Below are 25523 nucleotides of genomic sequence, written 5' to 3' on the forward strand. Positions count from 1 at the left end.
CCACCGTGCACGACGTCATCGCCCGCGCCACCGCCTGGCTCGCCGAGGACCCCGACCCGCAGACCCGTGACGAGCTCGCCGGGCTCATCGAGGCCGAGGCCCTCACCGAGCTCGCCGACCGTTTCAGCGGCACCCTCCAGTTCGGCACCGCAGGCCTGCGCGGTGAGCTGGGCGCCGGGCCCATGCGTATGAACCGCTCGGTCGTCATCCGCGCCGCCGCCGGTCTCGCCGCGTATCTGAAGAAGAGCGGCCAGGCCGGCGGAGTCGTCGTCATCGGCTACGACGCCCGCCACAAGTCGGAGGACTTCGCCCGGGACACCGCCGCGGTGATGACGGGCGCGGGCTTCCGGGCGGCCGTCCTGCCCCGCCCGCTGCCCACCCCCGTCCTGGCGTACGCCATAAGGCACCTCGGCGCGGTCGCCGGGGTCGAGGTCACCGCCAGCCACAACCCGCCCCGCGACAACGGCTACAAGGTGTACCTGGGCGACGGTTCACAGATCGTGCCGCCCGCCGACTCGGGGATCGCGGCCGAGATCGACGCGATCACCGCCCTGAAGGAAGTTCCCCGTCCGCGGGCCGGCTGGCACGTCCTCGACGACGCCGTCCTCGACGCCTACCTGGCCCGTACGGACGCCGTCCTCGCCGCGGACTCCCCCCGTACGGCCCGCACGGTCTACACGGCGATGCACGGCGTCGGCAAGGACGTCCTGCTCGCCGCCTTCGCCCGGGCGGGCTTCCCGGAGCCGGTGCTCGTCGCCGAACAGGCCGAGCCCGACCCGGACTTCCCGACCGTCGCCTTCCCCAACCCGGAAGAGCCCGGCGCGATGGACCTGGCGTTCGCGGCGGCCCGCGCGAGCGCACCCGACCTGGTCATCGCCAACGACCCGGACGCCGACCGCTGCGCCGTGGCCGTCCCCGACGGCGGCGACTGGCGGATGCTGCGGGGCGACGAGGTCGGCTCGCTGCTCGCCGCGCACCTCGTGCGGCGCGGGGCGCGCGGCACGTTCGCCGAGTCGATCGTCTCGTCCTCCCTCCTCGGCCGGATCGCCGAGAAGGCGGGCCTGCCCTACGAGGAGACCCTCACCGGCTTCAAGTGGATCGCCCGCGTCGACGGCCTGCGCTACGGCTACGAGGAGGCCCTCGGCTACTGCGTGGACCCCGAGGGCGTCCGCGACAAGGACGGCATCACCGCCGCCCTGCTCATCACCGAGCTCGCCTCGGAGCTCAAGGAGGAGGGCCGCACCCTCCTCGACCTGCTCGACGACCTCGCCGTGGAACACGGCCTGCACGCCACCGATCAGCTGTCGGTGCGGGTGCAGGACCTGTCGGTCATCGCCGACGCCATGCAGCGTCTGCGGGAGCAGCCCCCGACCTCCCTCGCGGGCCTCACCATCACCCGCGCCGAGGACCTCACCCAGGGCACGGACCGGCTGCCGCCCACCGACGGGCTGCGCTACACGCTCGACGGCGCGCGGGTCGTCGTCCGCCCGAGCGGTACGGAGCCGAAGCTGAAGTGCTACCTGGAGGTCGTCGTTCCGGTGGCCGACCACTCCGGTCTCCCGGCCGCCCGCGCCGAGGCGGACGACCTGCTCGCCACGATCAAGCGGGACCTGTCGGCGGCGGCCGGCATCTGACGCCAGGACAGACGGGACGCGCCGGGCCGTCCATCGGCCCGGCCGTCGGTTCGGCCGTCAGGTCATCCGAAGCGGCCGCCCACGTAGTCCGAGGTGCGCGGGTCCTGGGGGCTGTCGAACATCGAGGCCGTGGGGCCGTGTTCGACGATCCCGCCGGGGGTGCCCTGTTCGGCCAGGAAGAAGGCGCACTGGTCGGAGACACGGGCGGCCTGCTGCATGTTGTGGGTGACGATCACGATCGTCACGTCCTCGGAGAGCTCGTGGATCGTCTCCTCGATGCGGCGGGTCGAGGTGGGGTCCAGGGCCGAGCACGGCTCGTCCATGAGCAGGACCCGGGGCCGGACCGCCAGCGAGCGCGCGATGCACAGGCGCTGCTGCTGGCCGCCGGAGAGCGCGCCGCCGGGCTGGCGCAGACGGTCGCGGACCTCCTTCCACAGGCCCGCCTTGGTGAGGCACTCCTCGACGAGACCGTCCTTGCTGTCCCGGCCGGCCTTGATGCCACCCAGCTTCAGGCCCGCGGTGACGTTGTCGTAGATCGACATCGCCGGGAAGGGGTTCGGCTTCTGGAAGACCATGCCGATCTGGCGGCGGGCGTGGGTGATGCGGCGGCCGCGGTCGTAGATGTCGTCGCCGTCGAGCAGCACCCGGCCGGCGAGGGAGGCGGAGCCGACCAGTTCGTGCATGCGATTGAGGATCCGCAGGAAGGTGGACTTGCCGCAGCCGGACGGGCCGATGAGCGCGGTCACCTTGCGGGCGGGCATGGTGAGCGACACCTGGTCCAGGACCTTGTGGTCGCCGAACCAGGCCGAGATGGAGTCGGCCTCCAGGGTGGCCGGGTCGTTCCCGCCCGCGGTCGTGCCCGCGGGCACCCGCGGCAGCTTCACGGTCGTGTCTGTCGCTTCGGGCATGGTGGGTGACTCCTCGTCGTTCAGAGCAGGTTGGGCAGCAGACGCGTGGCGGCGCCGGAGACGGCGAGGCCGAGGGCGGCCAGTACGGGCACGCCGACGATCCAGGTCTGCCAGGGGCCCCACACGCGGCGCGCGGCCATGGTGAGCAGGGCCGCGAGCAGCAACGCCTGCGACCAGAGGAAGACCGGGAGCCAGGCGGCGCCCTCGGTGCCCAGGGCCTGCTCGGACTCGTCGATCCAGCCGGAGGTCAGGGGCCGCGGTGGGGCGGGCTGGACGGCGCTGGTCAGGGCGGCGTCGACGCGGAGGGTGCCGGAGGGGGTGTAGGGGCCGCCGTCGGCGGTGATGAGGGTGAGCCGGCCCTGGCCCTGGGTGAGCGTGGGCGGCAGGGGGTCGCCCTCGCGACGGATGCCCGAGACCGTGTAGGCGGCGGTGCCCTGGCCGGTCGTCACGCGGATCTCGGCGCCGACGGGGAGTTGGTGGAGGTCGTTGAACGGGCTGCCGTACCCCCACTGGCGGCCCATGATCACGCTGGTGCCGGCCTGGCCCGGCAGCGGGGTGTCGCGGCGGTGGCCCGGGCCGGACATCAGCACTCCGGAGGCGGTGCCCTCCCCGACGACCTCCTTCAGGCCGAGGGCGGGGATGCGCAGCAGCGCGACGGGCGCGCCCGGCTTCAGCATGTCCTGCTCGTACGTCCGCTGCCCCACCGGTGCGATGCCGAGGGCGAGTTGGCGGCGCAGCTCGTCGTAGGCGGTCTGCTGGTCGCGGGCGTGCTGGAGGTGCCCCACGATGGTGAGGTTGGCCGCGAAGCCGAGCAGCAGGGCGGCGAGCACGCACAGTGCGGCGCCGGCGAACGCGAGGCCGGCGCGCTCGGCCCGCGTCGGCCCGGCGGCGGACGGCGGCTCGGGCGCGGGCGCCGGCGCCGGTGACGCCTCGACCGGCGGGGGCGGGGACAGCACGGTCACGGGGAGCGCTCCTGTGAGGTGGTGTGGGGTGGACAGGCACAGACGGCAGACGGCAACCGACGGGTGACGACGGCAGACGGCAGGCGCGGGCGGCGGGGTGTGGTCCGCCGCCCGCGCTCCCCGTCGCCTAGGCGCGGGGCTCGCCGAAGTGCAGCAGGCCGCGTCGGCGGCCGAAGCGGACGAAGAGGATGCCGGCCGTGCACAGGACGACGGCTCCGACGCCGGAGAACAGGGCGATCTCGCTGCCGGTGGAGGCGAGGCCGCCGCCCGTCGTGGTGGTTCCGCCGGTGCCGGCGCCGCCGGTGGTGCCGGACGTCGTTCCGGACGTCGTTCCGGCGGTGTCGCCCGTGCCGCCGGTCGGCCCGTCGGTGGGCTGGTCGCTCGGGGCGTCGGTGGGGTCGCCCGTCGGGTCGCCCGAGGGGTCGGCGCTGCCGGTGGGGCTCGGGGAGCCGCTCGGCTCGGGGACGGTGAAGGACGCGGTGGTGAAGTCCACGCCCACGCCGCCGTTGGTCCGGCAGTTCTTGCCGGCCGCGGTGAACGTCCAGGACGCCCGGCCCGCGACCGCGTCGTCGGGGACGGTCAGCGTCGGCCAGGTCACCACTCCGCTCGCGTCCGCGGTGGCGGCGGCGAAGCCGGCGTCGTTGCCGCTCAGCTTCATCGCGTACGTCGTGCCGGCCGTGCAGCCACGGACGATCAGCTTGACGGTCTGGCCGCGCCGGAGCTGCGGTTCGACGGCCAGCCGCTTGTCGGCGGCGTCGTGGATCTCGTAGTCCGCGGGGTAGACGAGCACGGTGGCCACCGCGGCCTCCGAGGCGCCCCACCTGGTCGCGTCGGCGGGGGTGAAGCGGGCGGTGATGTCGTGCCGCCCCTGGGTCAGCGCCTTCGTCCTGAGCTCGGCCCTGCCACCGGCGACGGTGGCCTCGCCCAGGGAGGTCGTGCCGTCCAGGAAGGTGACCTTGCCGGTCGCCTCGGCCGGCGAGACCGTCGCGGTGAGCGTGACCTCCTCGCCGGGCTCGATGTCGCCGGGCGCCGCCACGAGAGTGACGCCGGTGGCCTTCGCGCCCTCGCCGACGGCCCAGTGGTCACCGGTCACGGTGATCTTCTGGGACCAGTACGGGTCGCCGGGGACGATCGAGTCCGGCGCCACCGCGTAGTCGAAGTTGTCCACGCAGCGCAGGCGCAGCTCGTAGGTGCCGTCGCCGGTGATGATGTCCGTCAGCGGGGCGACGAACAGGCCCGGGTTGTCGGCCGCGGCGAGCGACAGCGTCGAGGTGGCGGCCGAGTAGGGGGCCTTGTCGGTGACGCCGCGCAGCGCCAGTTGCTCGGTGCCGTCGGCCTTGACGACGTACAGGTTGAGGGCGCTGTTCCAGTTGATGTCCTCGAGGGTGACGTCGGGACACTTGCCGGGAATCGTGAGGGACCCGGCGATGGGCTGGGTGGCGCTCAGTTCGCCGGTGCCGGGCGTCATGGTGAACGCGCCGACGGAGGCCGCCCGGGCGGGCTGGGACTGGGTCACGGCCAGGGTCACCAGGCCCAGTGCGAGCAGGGCGCAGGCGGCCAGGACGGCGGCCGTTCTTCTGAAGGGTTGCGGCACGGTCATTTCGTTGCCCCCCGGGGTCGGTCGACGGGTGTGTACGGACAGCGCGTGGGGCCGGGCACCCGTGGGTGCCCGGCCGCTCGCGCGAGGGTCAGCCGGCGGTCATGGATCAGCGTTCGCCCGTGAGGGTCGTGGCGCCGCAGTTGTTCACGGCGCCGAAGCCGTACGTGGTGAGGGTGGCGCTGCTGGAGCAGACCTTGGAGGCGGAGCCGACGAAGGTGTCCGCGATGACCGGCTCGGCGAGCCGGGTGGTCTGCACGACGTTGTAGACGTCCCGCAGGAACTGGGAGTCGAAGCTCGTGTTGAGGGCGAGCGCGGTGCCCGAACCGGTGGTGGGGGCCAGGCTGTTGATGCTGCGCAGCCGCGACTCGCCGCGCCGGGCCTCGACACCCGGGAGGCTCTTGCCCTGGGCGATCCACTGGGCGATCGAGTACGGCATCAGCTGGTTGGCGGCGGTGATCGCGGTGCCGTCGTGCTCCTGGATGCCCTGGGTGACACAGGAGCCGACCTGCGACTCGCTGACGCCGATGGCCGACAGCCAGAACGTCCGGGTGCCCGAGCCGGTCTGCGGCAGCAGCGGCGCCACCGTGACCGTGGTGCCCGAGGCGTTGGTGTAGGTGCAGTTGGTGTAGATGCTCGCCAACTGGGCCTTCGTCAGGTTGGTCGGCACCGAGCTGCCCAGGTCGGTGGCGTAGGTGACGCCGTCCTTGGCGTACGGGATGAAGGTCAGGTCGGAGGTGGAGGTGTCGGCGGGGCCGCGCGAGGAGCGGGCGAAGTCGAGGCAGCCGGTGCCGGCGGTGATGTCGTTGTTCAGCGCCGTGATGCCGGCCGAGGAGCCGTTCGGGCGGTTGATCGTGCAGTTCGGCTTGGTCGCCGGGTCCTTGGTGGTGACGGTGGCGGAGCCGGTGGCGTTCCAGGAGGCGATGACCTTGCCGCCGGTGTTCGTGATGGTGTCGCCGAGGCCGTTCACGACGTACTGCGTGGTGTCCGAACCCACACCCGCCAGCTGACGGTACTCGGTGGTCGAGCCCGGGTCGGCCGAGGCCGGGGCGGCCAGGATGCCGAGGCCGAGAGCCGCGACGCCGAAAGCGGCGCCGACCTGAGCGCGAGACTTGACGTTCATTTCTGAACCCCTTGTTCTGGATTTCGAAAGACCGGACGTTCAAGCAAAGGCTGGGCTTTCAAGCACTGCGTACATTTCCAGGAGTTCCGCACGACGGCCAACCAATTGGCCATGAGGGAAAGGTTAAGAGGAGATTGCCTGGGTGCCCCCTAGGGGGACCGTCGCTGGGCGAGGCGCAGCATTATCGGACCGGAAAGTCCGGCGGCGCCACCCAGGAACAGAACGACGAGAAGCACCCAGCGGATAATTCCCAGAATTTCTCCCGGGGTGACGCCGTTCGCGGATTTCGCGACATTCTGCTGCGGCCCCGAGGAGGGACCCGCGGTACCGCCCGCGGCGCCGGCCACGGGGGTGGCGGAGCCCCCGGGGCCGCCGGCCGCGCCCGCGCTCGTGCCCCCTGCGGCCGTACCGGCGGAGGTGCCCCCGGCGCCGGCCGCGGCGCCGGAACCCCCGGTGCCGTCCGGGCCCGTCCCGCCGGACGCCGGGCCGGTCGCCACGCCGCGCTCCAGGGCGCCGGCGGCGGTCCGGGCCTGCGTCCGCTGCTTCGCCGGCAACGGCGCGTACCCAGGAGGCAGTTGGCCCGCGGAGAGGCCGGGTGTCTGGCCCGCCCCGGCGACGTACCGGATGAACTTCGCGTACGCCTTGCGAGCCGCGGCGGCCTGGTCCACCGAGGCCGCCGCGTAGGCGACGGCGGTCAGCGGGTACGCCTGCCCTTTGGCCCGACCCGGGTCGGGCTTGAGCACGGTCGCGTCCACGGACGACGGCCGCATCGCGGCGACCGCGGCCGTCAGCGTGGCGGTCGAGGGCTTCACGAAGGCGCCGTCCGCGTTGCGCAGGGCCGCCGTCTTCAGTCCGTAGCGCTCGGCCGACGCGGTGTCGACGATCGCCAGCACGGCGTGCCGGCCCGACATGGGGACCTCGTTGCCCAGCTTGGGCGGGGCGTTGTTCCCCGCCTGCCACACGACGGTGCCGTTGTTGTTGCCGCGCAGGGTGCGCACCGCGGCCTCGTGCAGGTCGTTGGCGTAGGGGTCCAGGTCCTGCCCGGTGTAGGTGAGCGGCGGGACCCCGTTGGCGACGGCCGGGGACGTGGTCGGGTCCACCTTGGGGAAGTCGGTCAGCGAGGTGGCGTCCGCCAGCTTCAGGTCCTTGTAGTAGCGGTTGACCTTCATTCCCCAGGGGTCCATCGTCCCGGAGAGGAAAGCCCGGGCTTCTAGGTCCGACTGGAGCCAGTTCCACACGATGCGCGTGGTGTCGGACGTCAGGAGGGGAACCATGAGACTGCTCGGCCGACCGCTCAGTGCCGGGAATTCAGGATTCAGTTTCCTGAATTCCGGATCCTCGTTGAAGAACGCGGGATTTCCGGTCAGGTAATCCGGGGCGGCGCCCAGGGTCACGTCCTTCGCGTAGGAGTGCGTCAGCATCTTGGCGACGATCCGCGGCGAGAGTCTCATTTCCTGCACCACGCCGGACGCCGTTTCCAGGAAGAACGCGATCGCCAGCCCGGACACCGCGACGGGTGCGTGCACGACCTTCGCCACGCCGTCCGCCCCGGCCACCGGATCGACGGTGAAGCCCAGCATGGGCGCGTCGCCCGTCGCGGCCAGGACCTGGGTCCTGGCCGGCTCCTCGCCGCCCTGAGAGAAGGCGAACGTGGTTCCCGTGGACGTGCACAGCTTGGGCTGCCAGGAGGTGACGGCGTCCGTCGCCAGCTGTGAGCCCGCCGTGGGCTGCTCGGGCTGGCCCTGCGGGCAGAACTCGTCGACCGGCAGGAAGTCCAGCCGGACCGCCATCCGCTGCGCCCAGTTCGTCGTGGTCAGGGGCGAGCCGTCGATCTTCCCGTCCTGGCCCGGCGCCGTGACGTCCGTGCCGTCGGGGTTGTGCGTGCCGCGCGGCACGATGACCAGCCAGCACGACCGGGGTGCGGGAGCGCTGCCGGCGGCCGCCGTGTTCAGCCCGCACCCCAGGTGGGAGGCCTCGATCCCGTCGAGCACCTGGAAGGTGGCCTCGCCCGTGCCGCCCGCGAAGGTGCGGCCGGCGGGCTGCTCGTTGGTGTCCAGCGGGCCGAAGTAGGTCTTGTCCGTGGGGGACGTGGTCGCCGGGGAGCCGTTGGCGGGGCGGAACGGCACGAAGGCGCCCGCGCCCGTGTACTGCGTCTCCTCGGGGTCCGGCGTCGCGGACACCGACCGGCTGTCCACGCCGGTGCCGGGGAGCGGGACGCCGGAACCGCCGTACTCGCAACTCTCACGCGTGGGCCCGGCCGGGCTGTCTCCCCAACACTGCATGATCTGCAGGAAGTTGCTGTCGACCGTGGACTCCGGCGTGGGCGCGCCGCCCTTCCAGGTGATCAGCACGCCCTGGGTGCGCAGGTTCTTCGTCTGGTGGACCGTCACCTTCAGCCCGGAGAAGTCGTCGTACTTGCCGCGGGTTCCGGTCACCGTCACCGCGGAGTCCGCCGCCGCACCGTCCGCGGCCGCCGCGGGCGTGGCGCCGGGCGGCACCGGCAGCAGGGCCAGGACGAGGGCGGCCAGCAGGGCGCCGACGCCGGCGACGACACGCGCTCCTGGGCCGCCGCCCCTGGGCGCTCCGTCCGTACGGGTCATGGTGCTCATGCCGAACCCCCGTTCCGGCGCGACCGGTTGGTCAGCAGGCGTCCGATCAGCGGCGGTCCGACGACCACCCCGACCAGCAGGACGGCCGACAGCGCCATCAGCGCGGTGCGCAGCCCGAGGGCGTCGCCGGAGGCGAGGGAGACCGGGGTGGCGGCGACCGAGGTGTCGCCGGTGCCGCCCGCGCCGCCGAGCGCCTCGCCGGTGTCGGGGTCGACGGCGCCGCCGGTCGTGCCGTTCGTGCCCGCCGTGGCGCCGCCGGTCGAACCGGAACCGCCGGTGGCGCCGGCCGTGCCGCCCGTGGAGCCGACCGTCGCGCCGGCGCCGCCGGTCGAGCCGGTACCGCCGCTCGCACCCGAGCCGCCCGAGCCGGCCCCGCCGCTACCGCTGGACGTGGTGGGCGTCTTGGCGCCGCCGGTGCCGGTGACGCACTGGTCGGCGCCCTTCCTGTCGCAGGCCTGCGGGAACGCGGCGTTCTTGGCCAGCAGATTGGTGCCGTCGCTGGAGAACGTGGGGTTGTTGCACTTGTTGATGTTGATGTGGTCCGTCTCGGCGCCGGGGATCTTGCGCACCTGCTCCATGGCCGCCCGGACCAGGTTGATCGGCAGCGGCGAGTAGCCGAGCCGGTCGGCCTGCTGCTGGCCCTCGCAGAGGAAGTAGTTGCTGAACGCGCTGAGCGTGGCCCCCTTGGCCTTGGTGAAGCCCATCTCCTCCTTGGTCGGGACGATCATGTAGCTGTAGCTGGACAGGGGGTAGGTGCGCTTGTCGCCGTAGGTGTAGACCTCGTCCAGGTTCTGCGTGAGGTAGTTCGCGGAGCGCGGGTCGTTGTTGATTTTGGCCCTGGTCAGGGCGACGGCCACGCTGGAGGCGGTCGGCTCCACGTAGTAGCCGGAGTTGTTGAGGACCTTGACCACCGGGAAGCCCGCGTTCCTGGCGTACGAGTACTCGACGTAGGTGATGGCGCCCTCGGCCTGGGGCTGCTTGGTGTAGCCCGCGACGCCGAGCGAGCCGGACTGGGCGACGAAACCGGAGCCGGGGATGTTCGGGAAGTACGAGGTCAGACCGCACGGTGTGGGCTTGCCCGCCCGCCGGCAGTAGTCGTTCCACTGAGAGCTGTGCTGCTTGGACATCCACAGCGTGAACTGCGCGGTCGTACCGGAGCCGTCGGAGCGGACGACCGGGACGATCCGGCGGGCCGGCAGGGCCAGCTTGGGGTTGTCGGCCTTGATCTCGGCCGCGTTCCACATCGTCAGCCTGCCGGTGAAGATCTTGGACAGGACGTCCCCGGACAGCCGCAGGTTGGTGACCCGCTGCCCGCCGATCTTCAGGTTGTACATGAACGACGTACCGCCGGCCACGATCGGCATATAGGCGTACTTGCGCTGCGGCGGGGTGTCCGTCGCCCCGAACTCGGTGAGCCCGTAGGGGATCTCCGAGACGCCGAAGTCGGAGGTGCCGTTCGCGAACTGGGTACGGCCGACCGTCGAGCCCACGGAGGAGTAGTTCACGGTCATGCCCTGCTGGCGGACGTTGCGGCGCCACTGCTCGATCGCGTTGGCGCTCCACGTCGAACCGGAGCCGCTGATCTTCACATAACCGGCGGCGAAGGCGCCCGGCGGGTGCAGCGCGAGCAGCGCGCAGACCAGGGCGACGACCAGCGCCGACGCCTGGTACACACGCGTGGCGCGCGAACGACGGACGGGTGCGGGTATCACGTGGTGCTCCTCGTCGATACGGAACTGGCCGTGGAGTCGGTCGATACGGTGGAGGCGCCGACGCCGCCGGGGGCGGTGCCGTCGGTGGCGGTGCGTGCGGCGAAGCGCTGCGCGTCCCGGCGGGACGCCCTGACCCGGCGGTGTTCCTGACGGCGGGTCAGCTTGCCCGGTCCGCGCCCGCCGATGACGCGGGCGATCACGAACAGGACGAGCACCAGCACCAGAAGAACCGCCGCGGTGCCGAAACCGCGGGCGATGTAGGTCGGTTCGGGGGACTTGACGAGCTCGAACGCGGCCAGCGGCAGCGACACCATCGGGTCCTGGAGCGGATTGGTGTTGAGCTCCGCGGTGAAACCGGCGGTCAGCAGCACCGGCGAGGTCTCGCCCACGCCGCGCGCGGTGCCCAGGATGACGGCCGTGGTCAGCCCGGAGCGGGAGGTGGGCAGCACCACGTGCCAGACGGTGCGCCAGCGCGAGGTGCCGAGCGCGTAGGACGCCTCCCGCAGCGTGCCGGGGACCAGCCGGATCACCACGTCCGAGGCGCGGATGATGATCGGCAGCATCATCACGGAGATCGCGAGCGCGGCGGCGAGACCGGACCGGTCGAAGCCGAGCCCCAGGATGATCGTCGCGTAGATGAACAGGCCTGCCACGATGGACGGCAACGCCGTCATCGCCTCGACGATGGTGCGCACGAACCGGCTGAAGGCGCCCGGGACCTCGTTGAGGAAGACCGCGCACACCAGCCCGGTCGGGATGCAGATCACCAGGGCGATGGAGATCTGCCACAGCGTGCCGACGATCGCGTGCAGGATGCCGCCGACGGCCAGCGGCTCCACCGGACCGGCGTCGGCCATCGACTGTGTGTAGAAGTTCAGGTGCGGCAGCGCCTCGCGGCCCTCGTACAGGGTGTAGACGACCACGAACGCGAGTGCGGCGAGCATCACCAGGCCGAGACTCTGGACGACGACGGCGGCCACCCGGTCGCGGACGGCGGGACCGTCCTCGTCGAAGGAGACGAGCAGCGCGTAGAAGCCGACGAAGAGCACGTAGGCGATGACCAGGAAGCCCAGCGTGCCGTTGAACGGCAGCAGCCGCTCGAACATCAGCCATGTCACGGCAAGGGCCGCGGCACCCGCGCCCAGCAGCGCGTACACGTCGGTGGCATGCAGCGTGGACAGGTTCCGACGCGAGTCCACACGCATCGCCAGACCCCCGCCCCGCCGCACGGCCAGCACAGTGCCCGAAGCGGCGGGATCCGGTGCGCGGTCCGGTGCGCGGTCCGGCACGGGATCCGGTGCGGAGTCCGGGTTCTGGTCGCCGGGGGGGCTCTGTTCGGCGGTGAGGGTCATCGGCCCGTTCTCCTCAGGAGTCGCTCGTCGCGCCGGAGCGGCTGCGGGCGACGATCGACGAAGCGGCGAAGTTGACGACGAGGGTCATCAGGAAGAGCGCGAGGCCGGCGGCCATCAGCGCCGACATGCCGAGGTCGGTGGCCTCGCCGTAGCGCAGGGCGATCAGCGAGGAGACCGAGCTGGTGCCGTTCTGCAGGATGTGCGGCTGGATCGCGAAGACCGGCGAGATGATCAGGTAGACGGCGATGGTCTCGCCGAGCGCCCGGCCCAGACCCAACATGGTGCCGCCGATCATGCCGCCCTTACCGAAGGGCAGGACGACGCTGCGGATCATGCCCCAGCGGTGGGCGCCGAGCGCGTACGCGCCCTCCCGCTCGCCGACCGGAGCCTGCGAGAAAACCTCCCGCACCACCGAGCAGATGATGGGCGCGACCATCAGGGAGACGACGATGCCGGCGATGAAGGTGGAGGAGGTGAAGACCGTCGCGGTGGCGAGCGGGTCCCGCGGATCGGCGCCGTCGACCTCGAACAGCGGGATCCACCCGAAGTACGTCGAGATCCAGCGCGCCACGGTGACCACGTGCCCCTGGAAGAAGAACAGGCCCCACAACCCGTAGACCACGGACGGCACGGCGGCCATCAGGTCGACGACGCTGATGAGGGTCTGTCGCAGGCGCGGCGGCGCGTACTCGGAGATGTAGAGCGCGGTGCCGATGGCCAGCGGAACGGCGAACACGATGGCGACCAGCGCGATCAGGATGGTTCCGACGAGCACGGCGGCGATGCCGAAGTTACCGCCCTCGGGCTCCCACGCCTCGGTGGTGACGAAGTCCCACTTCGCGACCGACAGCGCCTGCCAGGCCCGGTACGTCAGAAACCCGCCGACGAGCAGCATGATCGCGAGGACCAGGGCGCCGCCCCCGCGCAGGATGCCCCGGAACACCCGGTCGGGCATGCCCTGGTCGGGATACAGGCGTCTGGGAGGGTCGTCCGCCGCAGCCGCGGATCGCTCGATGATTCGCGTCGTCACACGTGACGACACTTCTGAGGTGTGATGGACACGCGCGGACCTGAATGTGAACGAGACGCCCCCGCGAGGCAACTTCCGATGTTGACGTGAACGCGGCGAGAGATGGGCCGGTGGAAGGGTGCGGGACTGGGCCTCCTGGCCCAGTCCCGCATCCCCATGCGAACGCTGGACCCTCAGCCCGACCAGTCCGCCGCGCCCGTCACGCCCGCCCTGCCCGTGCGGCTCATTCGCCGTCCCCCCACGGGATCGCCGCGCCCGACCCGAGTTCGGTCAGCAGCGCCCGGAAACGCTCATAGGCGGCCTGGCACGTCGAGTGCCGTTCATAGGCCCGCGAGGACACGGCCACGGTGCCGCCGGCGGGATCACGTAACCGCCAGACCCACCCGCTGCCCTCCGAGGTGTGGTGCACCGCGCCGGTCAGTTTCCCCACGTCCGTGCACATCCGCTCGAACCCGGCCCGGCACTCCCCGTAGTCCCGGTACGTCCTCGCGGCCACGGCGATCACCCGCCCGTTCGTGGCAGTGAGCCGCCACGAATAAGTGCCGTCTGCACCTATGTCTATTTGACAGCGCGTGCCGGGTGCGGCCGCGCCCCCCATTCTTGCCGACATCCATCCCCACTCCTGTATCCCCATATCAGGAAGCCGCACGATTCGGCGCTGATTCGCCGGTCGTGCGGCACACGCAGGCTAGTGAGAGCGAAGAGACAGGAGATCAACAGCTTCGACACTTTTCACTCTAAAGTTGCCCCTCGTTCACACGTCGATCGACAGAAACCGACAGGAGTAGGCGGATTCCCGCGTCGGACCCAACAGTCAGCACACCTAGGACCTGTCCTAGGTGGTCGCCAGGTCCGCTGATATTCGGGTCGAATTTACCCTTCGGCTTTCCTATAATTCGACCGATCTGAATTCCCGCGGCAACGAGTACGCTGCACACGCCAATTCGCTACCGCCGCAGGTAAATGGACCAGCGCGGCATTCACACATCACCTTGGGGAATTCGCATGCGCATGTACTCCGCCGTCGCCGCCGCGTGCGGCGTCGTTGCCCTGTCCGCCCTCGCCGTTCCCGCCGCGCACGCCGACGAGAGGTTCGGCGACACCGACATCACGGGGGTGGTCGTGAACCACGGCGAACCCGTCGTCGTCGGCACGAGCGCGAGAACCGTCATCGTCGAGGTCACCGCGACCGACCCGTCCGGCCTCGACCAGATCAACGCCACCCTCTACCACGGCTCGTTCGAAGCCCCGGACGCCGCCGTGGCCTCCGAGGCGGCCTGCGCCGCGACGACCGACACCACCAGCACCTGCACCCTGACCTTCACCCTCGCCCCCGGCGCCGTCCCGGCCACCGACGCGCAGGCCGGCGCCTGGAACGTCAGCGCCTATGCGATCGCGCCGGACAGCGACGCCGTCTTCCTGGACTCCGCGGCCACCTTCAGCGTGCGGCGCGACACCCAGGTGACCGTCGCCGCCACGCCCCAGCGCGTCAGACGGGGGCGCAGCCTCACCATCACCGGCGACCTTCGCAATGCCGGCTGGGCGACCGGCGTCCCCGTCCCCGCCCCGGCCGGACAACCCGTGGAGCTGCAGTTCCGCCCGAAGGGCAGCAGCGCCTACTGCACCGTGAAGACCGTCCGGACGGCCGCCGACGGCACCCTCTCCACCACCCTGCGCGCGTACGCCGACGGCTTCTACCGCTGGTCCTACGCCGGCACGGCGACCACCGCGGCCGCGGTCTCCCCGGGCGCCTTCGTGGACGTCGTCGGCTGACACCCGAAGCCCCTCGTGCGCCGGGCACCGTTCCTAATCAGTGAGCAGGAGTGAGTCTTGGACCCATGCCTGGTCACTGCGGACATCCCGAACGGTTTTGGATGTCCTGGTCGCCCGCGTTCGCTCCGCACCCGGCAACACGGATCGTGTCCGTGGTCCGGGGATGCGGGGGCGGGTTTCCTCGCGCCCCGGGGTGCCCGGTCGGGCCTGGACGGTCCGATGCCCCTGCTCATCACTCCGGTGAGCAGGGGGCGGTGCCGTCCGACGCCGGATCGGGTGCCCCAGGGCGCGTCTGCCGATCGCCACCGCTGCCGCGTCGTGGCGAGAGGGCTTCCTGGTCTTGCTGGTGAGGGGTTTGTGCCAGTGCTGGGCACCCCAGCGGCTGGTGTAGGCGGGGTCGACGGCGACGATGGTGATGCCGAGTTCGGCAGCCATCGACACCAGGCGGGCCCGCAGCCTGGCTACAGGCATGCCGGAGATGAGATTGCGGAACTTCCTTCGGCGGCCGTGCTTCTCGCGCGTCTTGTCCGCAGTGAAGTCGAGGTCTTCGACCGCGATCGCGAGGCCGTGGCGCTTGGCCCAGTGCAGCAGGCGGATGAGGGCGTGCCGGATCTGGGCGTCGCGGTGGCTTGCGGTGCCGGACAGGTCGTAGCCGAATCGCAGGGGCCGGCCGACGGGGTTGCCGTGGACGTCGAGCGGCCAGGCGGCCAGGTGGTCGGCGTTGGTGTCGACACCGACCAGGCCGCCTGCGCGGGCTGCCGCCAGGGGCACGGTCTTCACCGGGGGGATGGTCCACGAGGCGGTGAGGCACCAGCGCCCGCGTGCGGTGTCTTCGTGGATACGGTAGGCGACGGCCCGGTTCGCGGTGACACGGTCGCGCCACTGCTCACCCCGGTGCGTGAAGGCCACCCGAGCGGCGAGGACGTACCGGCCGTGAGGGGCGTTGGCCAGATGCGCCAAAGGGCCGGGGAGCTTGAGGGAGACCTCACCGTCAGGGGTGACGCGGATGGTCTCGTTGCCGAACCGCTTCCCGGACTCGCCGTCGGCCTGAAGGAACCGGCGCCCGGCCCGCCACCGGATGCGCCACTGCTCCTCGGTGAGCTGGGCGGCCCCTAAGCGGTGGCGGCTGTTCAGTAACCGCTTCCCGCCCCGCACCACCTGTACGACCGCGGCCTCACGATCGGCCCGCGCCGCATCCAGCCGGTCGGTGAGCACATGCAGGCGCGGGTCTTGGCGAACCACTCCTGCCTGCTGTGATAGCCGCCCAGAGCCCGCTTGCCGCCCTTCTCTCCGAGGGGGAGGCACAACCGGTGCCTGATCGTCGCGATGCCCGCTTCCAGGCTCTGGACGTGGGCGAGCTGGCCGCGCCGGGCGAGCGCCCACTGGTCGTGGGTGGCCTTGGTGATGCCGCCCGCCCAGCGGGAGGAGGATTCCTCGGTCAGGGCTCGCTTGCGCTCGGCCCACTGGCTGGTGTCATGGTCCAGCCCGGCCGCGCACCGTGCCTTCAGATCCCGGGAGGCGAGCGAGCCCAGATGGTCACCGACCAGACGCAGAACCTTCTCGTCCCGGGCAGTCGGCTGCTTGAGCCGGTCACGGACCGCGACACCGGACGGGCCCACAGCGACGAACGGTGCCGCCATCTCCCGCAGCCCGCCCATCCCCACCACCGCCCCTCACCGCGTTGGCTGGTAAACCCTCACCACGCCCAACGACCCCCACCGGCAAAGGTCACACATTCGACCAAGGAACCTTCGTTCACCTCCCATGCAGTCGCGCGTGCCGCAGACCGGACACTCACTCATGTGCGCCAGAACACGCCTGTGCGCAGTCAACTGCCAGCAGTTCACAACCCCTCAGGGCATCCCTTACGGCCCTTACGGGAGGCCCGGCGCCAAGAACAAGCGGCCGACAGCCCTCACCCCAGGAGAACCCGGCAACCGCCACACCACGAGAACCCGCGACCCTCACGGCAGGAGGAACACCGCCGCCGCACCCAGCGCCCCGATGACGACCCCCAGCGGCCACAGCGCCCGCCCGCGCTGCCGCTCGTCGGCCTCGCCGACGGGCCGTACCGCCGGGTCCCGCCACATCGCGGTGATCTCGGCGGCCGTCCGTTCGTACGGGTGCAACACGCCGAGCCCGCGCTCCAGCCCCCGCCAGCGGGGCGAGGCCACCCGCCACTCCTCGAACGAGGCCTGCCTGCCACGTATCCGCAGCCGCACGCCCTCGCACTCGACGGCCCTGATGTCCGCCCAGGCCAGGTGCCGGGTCCCCCGCAGCCCGTTGAACCACAGGCCCGCCCGGTCTGCGGTGACCCGCCACAGGAGTCGCCGCGGCCCCATCAGGGCGGCGACCAGGGTCAGGCAGAGGCCGGACACGTCCCGCCACCACCCGGCGTCGTCCCAGTAGAACGCGAGGAACAGCACTACCAGCACGACGGCGAACCAGTCCGCCCACCCGGCCCGCCACCGCCGTACCCTCACGGCCGTCTCCAGGCCGCCCCGGTCGGCGACGACAGCGGCGGCGAAGGCGGCAGCAGCCCCGTGCCGCTCCTCCAGACGGGCCTCCCGGGCGGCCTTCGCCCGCTCGCCCCTCGCCCACCGCCGGAAAGAGGCCTCGGTCATCGGCCGCACCGGCCCCAGTGACGTCTCCACGACGGGCGGTCGTCCGGCCTTCGCCGCGGCGGCGAGGAACACGACCTCGGCGCCGTCGTAGGGCACCCCGTACAGCACGGCCTCCCGCAGCGGCCCGACGCGCTCGGCGTCGACCCGCTCGATCAGCTCCCGAAGCTCAGCGTCGTCCTCGTCACCCCCGTCAACCTCGACATCACCGCCCTCGCCACCGCCACTGCCCTTGGCCGGCGCCCCTCCGAGGGCGGCCGTCGAGACCGTGAACAGGGGCCGCCGGGCGGTGAGGTCGTCGGCGGCGAAGACCTCCGTCTCGGCGTCGGCGTTCTCGCGCACGAGCACGCGCAGCGCCGGGACGGGCGCCCGGCGCAGGTTGGCGGCCCGGCGGCGGCCCAGGGCCGCGGAGAGCAGCATGGTGAGGCCGACCCCGGCGAGGCACCAGCCCGCGGCCGGTACCCCCTGCCGGTCGCCGGCCCCGTCCCAGAGGCCGCCGGTGGCATGGAGCACCCCACCGGCGGCGACCGTGCCGAGCCCGCTCCACATCAGGAAGGTGCCGCGCGGCGAACGCCCGGCCATGCCCTCCGGCGCCCCGGCGGTCACGCCCCCGGCGGCCGCCAGGCCCGCCGCCCGCTGCCGCCGTCGCGCCGCCAGCCGCAGGCAGCCGGCCGCCCAGACGCCCGCCAGCCCGGCCACGAACCCCAGCCGCACGGCCAGGGACAACTCGTCCCCCGCCACCAGCACCACGACCGCGGCGACGGGCGCCAGGACCACGGCAGCCTCGGGACGCAGCACCAGCCACACGAGATGCAGGGTCACCAGGGCGGCACCCCACCCGGGCAGCGCGCCCTGTTCGCCCAGCAGACCGGCCCCGGCCACGGCGGCGACCGGCAGCGCCACGAACACCGACGCCCGCGCCCGCACCGGAATCCAGCGCGGAGGCAGCGCCCGCGTCCAGCGCCGCGCCGCCTCACCGTCCCAGGCCACGCACCCGTCGGGCGCCGCCGACCCGGCCGGCAACCGCAGAACCCCAGCGGGCAGAACCTCGCCAGAACGCGAACTCACCGTCTCCCCCCTCCCGGCCTCACCCCACGGCCAGCAGAATCCCCAGCACGACGGCTCCCGCCACCACCGGGCCCAGGATCTCCCAGGCCCAGCGCACGGTCACCTCGCCCTGGGCGCTCTCCTCCTTCTCGCGCGCCTGCCACAGCTCCCGCAGCTCGTCCATGACCCGGTCGGTCTCGGCGCGCACGGGCCCCTCGGGCACCGCACCGCGGCTCCCGCGCGACAACCCGCCCCCGAGTCCCCCGAACCCCAATCCGCCGGCGCCGCGGCCGCCCTGACCGCCCTGGCCTGCGCTCCCGCCGTCCCGCTGCGCCGCCGCCCGGGACTCGCGCCGGTTCGCCTTCTTCCGCGCCCGCAGTGAGACGGGGATGGACCACAGCTGGAACTTCTTCCCCGAGGCGTCGACGACCTCGTTGGAGTAGCCGGACCGCAGCGAGGCGATCTGTCCCCAGGGCAGCACGATCACCCGGAACGGATTGCGCACCCGCAGCCGGTCCTGGCCCGCGTACACGGCGGGCCGCAGCGTGAAGGCGACGGTCAGCGGCACCACCAGGATCAGCGTCGCGAGCGCCAGCCACGGCGTCCGTCCCTCGCCCGCGACGATCGCGTCGATACCGAGCCAGCCGACCAGACCCAGCAGCAGCACCCCACCGGCGATGCCCGCGGGCGACCGGTAGATGCGGTCCTTGAACTCGGGCCCCGCGGGCCCCGGCGCTGGTGACTGGTCTTCCGGGCTCGTCATGGCCCCGATTGTGCCCGACGTCCCGCCCCCGCTCATCCGCGATCCCCCCGCCGCCGACGAGCTGTCGACGAGCATCAGGGGATGTACATCCGCTACGCGCGTAGATATGCTCGTCTGGTGACCATGCCCACCAATGCACCTACCGCAGCCGATGCCCTCAGGGACGTGACCACGTCCGACAGCTCGCTGCGCCGCTTCCTCCACGGGCTGCCCGGCGTCGACGCGGTCGGCCTGGAGGCGCGCGCCGCGGCGCTCGGCACCCGTTCCATCAAGACGACCGCCAAGGCGTACGCCATCGACCTCGCCATCTCGATGGTCGACCTGACGACGCTGGAAGGCGCGGACACCCCGGGCAAGGTCCGGGCGCTCGGCGCGAAGGCGGTCCGCCCCGACCCGATCGACCGGACGGCCCCTGCCACGGCCGCGGTCTGCGTCTATCCCGACATGGTGGCCGTCGCCCAGGAGGCCGTCGCGGGCTCGGGCGTGAAGGTCGCCTCGGTCGCCACCGCCTTCCCGGCCGGCCGCGCCGCCCTCGACGTGAAGCTGGCGGACGTGCGTGACGCGGTCGCCGCCGGCGCCGACGAGATCGACATGGTCATCGACCGCGGGGCGTTCCTCGCGGGCAGGTACATGAAGGTGTACGACGAGATCGTCGCCGTGAAGGAGGCCTCCGGCGCGGCCCGCCTGAAGGTCATCTTCGAGACGGGCGAGCTGTCGACGTACGACAACATCCGGCGGGCGAGCTGGCTCGGCATGCTGGCCGGGGCCGACTTCATCAAGACGTCCACCGGCAAGGTCGCCGTCAACGCCACCCCCGCCAACACCCTGCTCATGCTGGAAGCCGTCCGCGACTTCCGCGCGCAGACCGGTGTCCAGGTCGGCGTGAAGCCCGCGGGCGGCATCCGCACCTCCAAGGACGCCATCAAGTTCCTCGTCCTGGTCAACGAGACCGCCGGCGAGGACTGGCTGGACAACCACTGGTTCCGCTTCGGCGCCTCCTCGCTCCTGAACGACCTGCTGATGCAGCGCCAGAAGCTGGCCACCGGCCGCTACTCCGGCCCCGACTACGTGACGGTGGACTGATCACCATGGCTTCGGTATTCGACTACGCACCGGCGCCCGAGTCCCGCTCGGTCGTCGACATCGCCGCCTCATACGGCCTGTTCATCGACGGCGAGTTCGTGGAGGCCGCGGACGGGAAGGTCTTCAAGACCGTCTCCCCGTCGACCGAAGAGGTCCTGTCCGAGATCGCCCAGGCGGGCGAGGCGGACGTCGACCGCGCGGTGAAGGCCGCCCGCAAGGCCTTCGAGAAGTGGTCCGCGCTGCCGGGCTCCGAGCGCGCGAAGTACCTCTTCCGCATCGCCCGCATCATCCAGGAGCGCAGCCGCGAGCTGGCCGTCCTGGAGACGCTGGACAACGGCAAGCCCATCAAGGAGACGCGCGACGCCGACCTCCCCCTGGTCGCCGCTCACTTCTTCTACTACGCGGGCTGGGCCGACAAGCTCGACCACGCCGGCTTCGGGGCGAACCCGCGGCCGCTCGGCGTCGCGGGCCAGGTCATCCCCTGGAACTTCCCCCTGATGATGCTGGCGTGGAAGATCGCGCCCGCACTCGCCACCGGCAACACGGTCGTCCTCAAGCCCGCCGAGACGACCCCCCTGTCCGCCCTGTTCTTCGCGGACATCTGCCGCCAGGCGGGCCTGCCCAGGGGTGTCGTCAACATCCTGCCCGGCTACGGCGACACCGGCGCGGCGCTGATCGCGCACCCGGACGTGAACAAGGTCGCCTTCACCGGCTCGACGGCCGTCGGCAAGGAGATCGCGCGCACGGTCGCGGGCAGCCGCAAGAAGCTCACACTCGAACTGGGCGGCAAGGGCGCGAACATCGTCTTCGACGACGCGCCGATCGACCAGGCCGTCGAGGGCATCGTCAGCGGCATCTTCTTCAACCAGGGCCAGGTCTGCTGCGCGGGCAGCCGGCTCCTCGTCCAGGAGTCGATCCAGGACGAGCTGCTGGAGTCGCTGAAGCGCCGCCTGTCCACGCTCCGCCTCGGCGACCCGCTGGACAAGAACACCGACATCGGCGCGATCAACTCCGCGGAGCAGCTCGCCCGGATCACCTCGCTCGTCGAGCAGGGCGAGGCCGAGGGCGCCGAGCGCTGGTCCCCGGCCTGCGAACTGCCCACCTCCGGCTACTGGTTCGCCCCGACGCTCTTCACGAACGTCACCCAGGCGCACACCGTCGCCCGCGACGAGATCTTCGGCCCGGTGCTGTCGGTGCTGACCTTCCGTACGCCCGACGAGGCGGTCGCCAAGGCCAACAACACGCAGTACGGGCTGTCGGCGGGTGTCTGGACGGAGAAGGGCTCCCGCATTCTCGCGGTCGCGAACAAGCTGCGCGCGGGCGTCGTCTGGTCCAACACGTTCAACAAGTTCGACCCGACCTCGCCCTTCGGCGGCTACAAGGAGTCGGGCTTCGGCCGCGAGGGCGGTCGCCACGGCCTGGAGGCATACCTCGATGTCTGAGAAGACCGAAAAGACCGAGCAGCGCCTGTCTGTCTTCAAGACCTACAAGCTGTACGTCGGCGGGAAGTTCCCGCGTTCCGAGAGCGGCCGGGTGTACGAGGTGACCGACGCAAAGGGCAACTGGCTGGCGAACGCCCCGCAGTCGAGCCGCAAGGACGCGCGGGACGCCGTGGTGGCCGCCCGCAAGGCGTTCGGCGGCTGGTCGGGCGCCACGGCGTACAACCGGGGCCAGGTCCTGTACCGCGTCGCCGAGATGCTGGAGGGCCGCCGGGACCAGTTCACCCGCGAGGTCGCCGACGCCGAGGGCCTGTCGAAGTCCAAGGCCGCGGCACTCGTCGACGCCACGATCGACCGCTGGGTCTGGTACGCGGGCTGGACCGACAAGATCGCCCAGGTGGTCGGCGGCGGAAACCCGGTCGCGGGCCCGTACTTCAACCTCTCCTCCCCCGAGCCGACGGGCGTGGTCGCGGTCCTGGCCCCCCAGGAGTCGTCGTTCCTGGGCCTGGTCTCGGTGCTGGCCCCGGTGATCGCGACGGGCAACACGGCCGTCGTGGTCGCGAGCGAGAGGTCGCCCCTCCCGGCCCTCTCCCTCGCCGAGGTCCTGGCCACCTCCGACGTCCCCGGCGGTGTCGTCAACGTCCTCTCCGGCCGTACGACGGAGATCGCGGCGCCCCTGGCCGCGCACCAGGACGTCAACGCGATCGACCTCGCGGGCGCGGACGACGTCCTCGCGAAGGAGCTGGAGATCGCGGCGGCGGACAACCTGAAGCGGGTTCTCCGTCCACAGCCTGTGGACGACTGGTCGCAGGCTCCGGCAACGGAGCGGATGACGGCCTTCCTGGAGACGAAGACGGTCTGGCACCCGACGGGCTCCCTGGGCGCGTCCGGCTCCGCCTACTGAGCCGCCGCTTCCTGCGCCGCCCCACGAACGAGCCGCGCCGCCCCTCCGTCCGGGGGCGGCGCGGCTCTCCCGCAGGGGCGGGCGGGCTTCAGCCGCCCAGCACCTTCGTCACGTCCCCCACCACGGGGATCGACCCGATCGACTGCGCCTGGGCCACCGGCCCGGTCAGCATCTGCGAGGTCAGCGGCTGGAAGTCGGCGAGCTGGGTGCCGACGCCGTTGTCGAGGGGGTCGACACCGGTGCCGGCGAGCGGGTTGGGCTTGAGACCGGAGACGGCGCCGGTGACGTACGACAGGGAGCCGAGCGCCCCCTGCAGGCCCGCCTGCGGGTCGATCCGGCCGATCGAGGTGGGGTGCGTCCGCACCACGTCGAGGACGGGCTCGCCGGTCGCCGCGGCGGCGGTGCCAACGCCCGCGCCCAGCGCCACTCCGGCGGTCGCGAGGGCGGCGAGGGCACGCCGGCCGGTGGGGGTCTGGGAAGTGTCGTGTCGGGCCATCGCGTTGCCGCCTTCTGGTGCGCAAGGTAATCAGGTCGACACGAAGGGTAGTTGAGGTGTGACGCGCGCTTCAAAGCCGACCCGCGGGGCCGCCACGGGCCCGGGAATGCCTCACACTGGTGTCCCGTGACCTCCCCTTTGCCCATACCGACGCGAGTCGTGCTGCTCTGCGGCCCTTCCGGCTCCGGCAAGTCCCTGCTCGCCGCCCGCTCCGGCCTCCCGGTCCTGCGGCTCGACGACTTCTACAAGGAGGGCGACGACCCGACGCTGCCGCTCGTCGCCGGGAGTTCCGACATCGACTGGGACCACCCCGACTCGTGGGACGCCGACACGGCGGTCGCCTCGATCGTGGAACTGTGCGGCACGGGCCGTACGAACGTTCCCGTGTACGACATCTCGCTGAGCGCCCGCACCGGCGAGGACGCGATCGAGATCGGGCGGACCCCGCTGTTCATCGCGGAGGGCATCTTCGCCGCCGAGATCGTCAACCGCTGCCGGGAGCTGGGCGTCCTGGCCGACGCGCTGTGCCTGAGCCGCGGCCCGGTGAAGACGTTCCGCCGCCGGTTCCTGCGGGACCTGAGGGAGGGCCGTAAGTCGGTGCCGTTCCTGCTGCGCCGCGGCTGGCGCCTGATGCGCGCCGAACGTTCCATCGTGGCCCGCCAGACCGCGCTCGGCGCGCACGCCTGCGACCGCGACGAGGCGATGGGCCGCCTGGCCGCCGCGGCAGCCGGCCGCCTCGCGCCGACGGCCCGCACAGCCGCCTAGGTCGCCGAGGGCCGTCGGGTCGTCGGGCGTCGGGTCGGGGACGTCTGAGCCGCCCCGGGCACGCGCCGCTCCGACGCGCACACGCAAAAGCGGGACTGGACGGACCCCCCGGCCCTCCAGTCCCGCTCCCTTGCGCTCCCCCGTGTTCCCCCGTGTTCCCCCGATTCCCCCCCCAGGTGGTGCTTCCCACATGGCGGCGCGGTACCGCTCCCCCGGACGTCCCCCGTCGGTTCCCCCCGGTACCGCTCCCCCGTCACCGGCTTCCCTGAGCGAAGCCGGGCCCTTCCCCCGTCACCTTCAGGCGACCAGCTCCCCGAAGGCGTCCTCCTCGTCACGGCCGAAGCTGAGGACCTCGTCCTCGCGCAGCCGGCGGAGCGACCGCCAGATGCTGGACTTCACCGTGCCGACACTGATGTCGAGGATCTCCGCGATCTCCGGGTCGGTGCGGCCCTCGTAGTAGCGCAGGACCAGCATCGTCCGCTGGAGTTCGGGCAGCCGGGCCAGCGCCTGCCACAGGACCGCGCGCAGTTCGGTGCCGCGCATCGCGTCCGTGTCGCCGGGCGTCTCCGGCAGTTCCTCGGTCGGGTACTCGTTCAGCTTGCGGCGGCGCCACGCGCTGATGTGCAGGTTCGTCATGGTGCGGCGGAGGTAGCCCCCGACCGCGGCCTTGTCGCTGATCCGGTCCCACGCCCGGTACGTCGAGAACAGCGCGCTCTGCAGCAGGTCCTCGGCCTCGAAGCGGTCGCCGGTGAGGTGGTAGGCGGTGGCGTACAGGGAGGCGCGGCGCTCCTGGACGTAGGCGGTGAACTCCGCCTCTGTCAGCGAGCGACGCTCCCCCGTGTCCTCCCTGTACGCGGCTCCCCCGTGAGCCCCCTGTTCCCCCGTGTCAACCACCGTCATGTACGCGGTGTGCTGACGCCCGGCGCCGCGAGAGCACCCCCGCCCTCCCACGGCGCCGGACTTCTCGGAACCCCGGTTCACGTCGTGCAGGCGGGTGACGACTGCGACTGCGTTGGTGCTCCTACCGTGCAGCGTGTTCATCTCGCGCCCCCCGTCGTGGACTTACCGGTGTTCGGTCTCTTGCGACTTGCGACTTGCGTCTTGCGGTCTTGCGTCTTCTCGGGGTTCGGCTTCGCTGGTGTTCTCGGCGCCGCCTTGCCCGTGTCGAAAAGATTGCCCGGGCCACTTCATCGCCGTGTCCGCCGACTGTCACAGACCTGTCACAGGGCCCTGCCACGGGAACACCACAGACCGTTCACAGCCGTCCGCAGTACGGCAGTTGACGGCGGTCCTGCCAGGCGAGGCGTCGGGCGGATCGTCGGAACGGACCTCAACCCCCGCGCCCTGACCCGCGCCGAGGACAACGCCCACCGGCTCGGTCTCGGCGGACGCCTCACGGTGGCCCCGGGTCTGGGACAGCGGGACGCTGCGGGGATTCCTGGGAGGTCTCATGGAGCACCTACACCCCGGCGGCGAGGGCTGGCTGACCCTCTCCGACCTGGCCGAACACCTGGGCCTGCGGACCCGCGACGAGCTGCTCGAACTCATCGAAACCGCAGGTCCACGGGTTGTGGACCGGATCTATGTACGACCCCGGAGCAGGCGTGCGAGCGACGTCTGCAACCCCCTGCACGCGGCCCGTGCCGCCGAAACCACCGCCCTCTGGCGTCTCAGGCCCGCCCCATAGGTCGAACGACAGCCCCCT

General features: G+C 71.9%; 20 protein-coding genes and 1 pseudogene. 7 read left to right on the forward strand and 14 right to left on the reverse strand.

The genetic code is table 11. The features are described 5' to 3' along the window. Positions 1-5: 5 nt before the first annotated feature. Complete coding sequence (locus B5557_RS16545; RefSeq protein WP_079660157.1) at positions 6-1634, forward strand: phospho-sugar mutase; 1629 nt, start codon at positions 6-8, stop codon at positions 1632-1634. Between the two features lie 62 nt (positions 1635-1696). On the opposite strand, the gene B5557_RS16550 is transcribed toward B5557_RS16545, so the two are convergent. From B5557_RS16550 to B5557_RS16590, 9 genes are all read right to left on the reverse strand, one after another. After that, positions 1697-2542 carry a phosphate ABC transporter ATP-binding protein gene (locus B5557_RS16550; RefSeq protein WP_079660159.1) on the reverse strand — a complete coding sequence of 282 codons (846 nt, stop codon included), beginning with the start codon at positions 2540-2542 and terminating at the stop codon, positions 1697-1699. Between the two features lie 20 nt (positions 2543-2562). Continuing rightward, entirely contained in the window at positions 2563-3504 is a 942-nt protein-coding gene (locus B5557_RS16555; RefSeq protein WP_079660160.1) for a sortase, read from the reverse strand. 127 nt (positions 3505-3631) lie between these two features. Next, a complete protein-coding gene (locus tag B5557_RS43710; protein ID WP_079660162.1) occupies positions 3632-5104 on the reverse strand; it encodes an Ig-like domain-containing protein in 1473 nt (490 codons plus the stop codon). Positions 5105-5210: 106 nt separating this feature from the next. Then, positions 5211-6224, reverse strand: coding sequence for a hypothetical protein (locus tag B5557_RS16565; RefSeq protein ID WP_079660163.1), 1014 nt, complete (start codon positions 6222-6224; stop codon positions 5211-5213). 149 nt (positions 6225-6373) lie between these two features. Beyond that, on the reverse strand, positions 6374-8833 hold the full coding sequence (locus tag B5557_RS43715) for a hypothetical protein (RefSeq protein WP_079660165.1): 2460 nt from the start codon (positions 8831-8833) through the stop codon (positions 6374-6376). After that, on the reverse strand, positions 8830-10545 hold the full coding sequence (gene pstS / locus B5557_RS16575) for a phosphate ABC transporter substrate-binding protein PstS (protein WP_197697306.1): 1716 nt from the start codon (positions 10543-10545) through the stop codon (positions 8830-8832). Before pstS ends, B5557_RS43715 begins: the two co-directional genes overlap by 4 nt. Next, positions 10542-11897 (reverse strand): phosphate ABC transporter permease PstA, encoded by a 1356-nt coding sequence (gene pstA / locus B5557_RS16580; RefSeq protein WP_079660166.1) that lies wholly within the window; start codon positions 11895-11897, stop codon positions 10542-10544. Before pstA ends, pstS begins: the two co-directional genes overlap by 4 nt. 13 nt (positions 11898-11910) lie before the next feature. Further along, complete coding sequence (gene pstC / locus B5557_RS16585; RefSeq protein ID WP_231976368.1) at positions 11911-12927, reverse strand: phosphate ABC transporter permease subunit PstC; 1017 nt, start codon at positions 12925-12927, stop codon at positions 11911-11913. 223 nt (positions 12928-13150) lie between these two features. Further along, a complete protein-coding gene (locus tag B5557_RS16590; protein ID WP_231976369.1) occupies positions 13151-13423 on the reverse strand; it encodes a hypothetical protein in 273 nt (90 codons plus the stop codon). A gap of 509 nt (positions 13424-13932) precedes the next feature. Between B5557_RS16590 and B5557_RS16595 the strand changes: the two genes are divergently transcribed. Continuing rightward, entirely contained in the window at positions 13933-14700 is a 768-nt protein-coding gene (locus B5557_RS16595; protein WP_079660171.1) for a hypothetical protein, read from the forward strand. Between the two features lie 33 nt (positions 14701-14733). Here the strand turns inward: B5557_RS16595 and B5557_RS16600 are convergent. The 3 genes and pseudogenes from B5557_RS16600 to B5557_RS16610 all read right to left on the reverse strand — a co-directional run bounded on the left by B5557_RS16600 (position 14734) and on the right by B5557_RS16610 (position 19131). After that, a pseudogene (locus B5557_RS16600) lies at positions 14734-16358 on the reverse strand (IS200/IS605 family accessory protein TnpB-related protein). 306 nt (positions 16359-16664) lie between these two features. After that, positions 16665-18389 (reverse strand): hypothetical protein, encoded by a 1725-nt coding sequence (locus B5557_RS16605; RefSeq protein WP_231976370.1) that lies wholly within the window; start codon positions 18387-18389, stop codon positions 16665-16667. Positions 18390-18408: 19 nt separating this feature from the next. Next, entirely contained in the window at positions 18409-19131 is a 723-nt protein-coding gene (locus B5557_RS16610) for a PH domain-containing protein (RefSeq protein WP_079660172.1), read from the reverse strand. Positions 19132-19254: 123 nt separating this feature from the next. Here B5557_RS16610 and deoC point away from each other — a divergent pair, with 123 nt between their 5' ends. The 3 genes from deoC to B5557_RS16625 are packed head-to-tail and all read left to right on the forward strand — an operon-like array spanning position 19255 to position 22557. Further along, positions 19255-20214 carry a deoxyribose-phosphate aldolase gene (gene deoC, locus B5557_RS16615; RefSeq protein WP_079664819.1) on the forward strand — a complete coding sequence of 320 codons (960 nt, stop codon included), beginning with the start codon at positions 19255-19257 and terminating at the stop codon, positions 20212-20214. 5 nt (positions 20215-20219) lie between these two features. Continuing rightward, positions 20220-21656 (forward strand): aldehyde dehydrogenase family protein, encoded by a 1437-nt coding sequence (locus B5557_RS16620; protein WP_079660174.1) that lies wholly within the window; start codon positions 20220-20222, stop codon positions 21654-21656. Continuing rightward, positions 21649-22557: an aldehyde dehydrogenase family protein gene (locus B5557_RS16625; RefSeq protein WP_079660175.1), complete on the forward strand. Its 909-nt coding sequence runs from the start codon at positions 21649-21651 to the stop codon at positions 22555-22557. The genes B5557_RS16620 and B5557_RS16625 overlap by 8 nt, the downstream gene beginning before the upstream one ends. An 88-nt stretch (positions 22558-22645) precedes the next feature. Here the strand turns inward: B5557_RS16625 and B5557_RS16630 are convergent, their stop codons facing one another. Next, the gene (locus B5557_RS16630) at positions 22646-23053 is read right to left on the reverse strand and encodes a hypothetical protein (RefSeq protein WP_079660177.1); all 408 of its coding nucleotides are present in this window, start codon (positions 23051-23053) and stop codon (positions 22646-22648) included. A 126-nt stretch (positions 23054-23179) separates the two neighbouring features. On the opposite strand from B5557_RS16630, the gene B5557_RS16635 reads away from it, so the two are divergent. Next, a complete protein-coding gene (locus B5557_RS16635) occupies positions 23180-23818 on the forward strand; it encodes a uridine kinase (RefSeq protein ID WP_079660178.1) in 639 nt (212 codons plus the stop codon). A gap of 297 nt (positions 23819-24115) precedes the next feature. On the opposite strand, the gene B5557_RS16640 is transcribed toward B5557_RS16635, so the two are convergent. Further along, entirely contained in the window at positions 24116-24859 is a 744-nt protein-coding gene (locus tag B5557_RS16640) for a SigE family RNA polymerase sigma factor (RefSeq protein ID WP_079660179.1), read from the reverse strand. Positions 24860-25268: 409 nt separating this feature from the next. On the opposite strand from B5557_RS16640, the gene B5557_RS46255 reads away from it, so the two are divergent. After that, positions 25269-25505 carry a hypothetical protein gene (locus tag B5557_RS46255; protein ID WP_079660180.1) on the forward strand — a complete coding sequence of 79 codons (237 nt, stop codon included), beginning with the start codon at positions 25269-25271 and terminating at the stop codon, positions 25503-25505. Positions 25506-25523 lie beyond the last annotated feature (18 nt).

Source organism: Streptomyces sp. 3214.6, from assembly GCF_900129855.1.
GTDB lineage: Bacteria > Actinomycetota > Actinomycetes > Streptomycetales > Streptomycetaceae > Streptomyces > Streptomyces soliscabiei.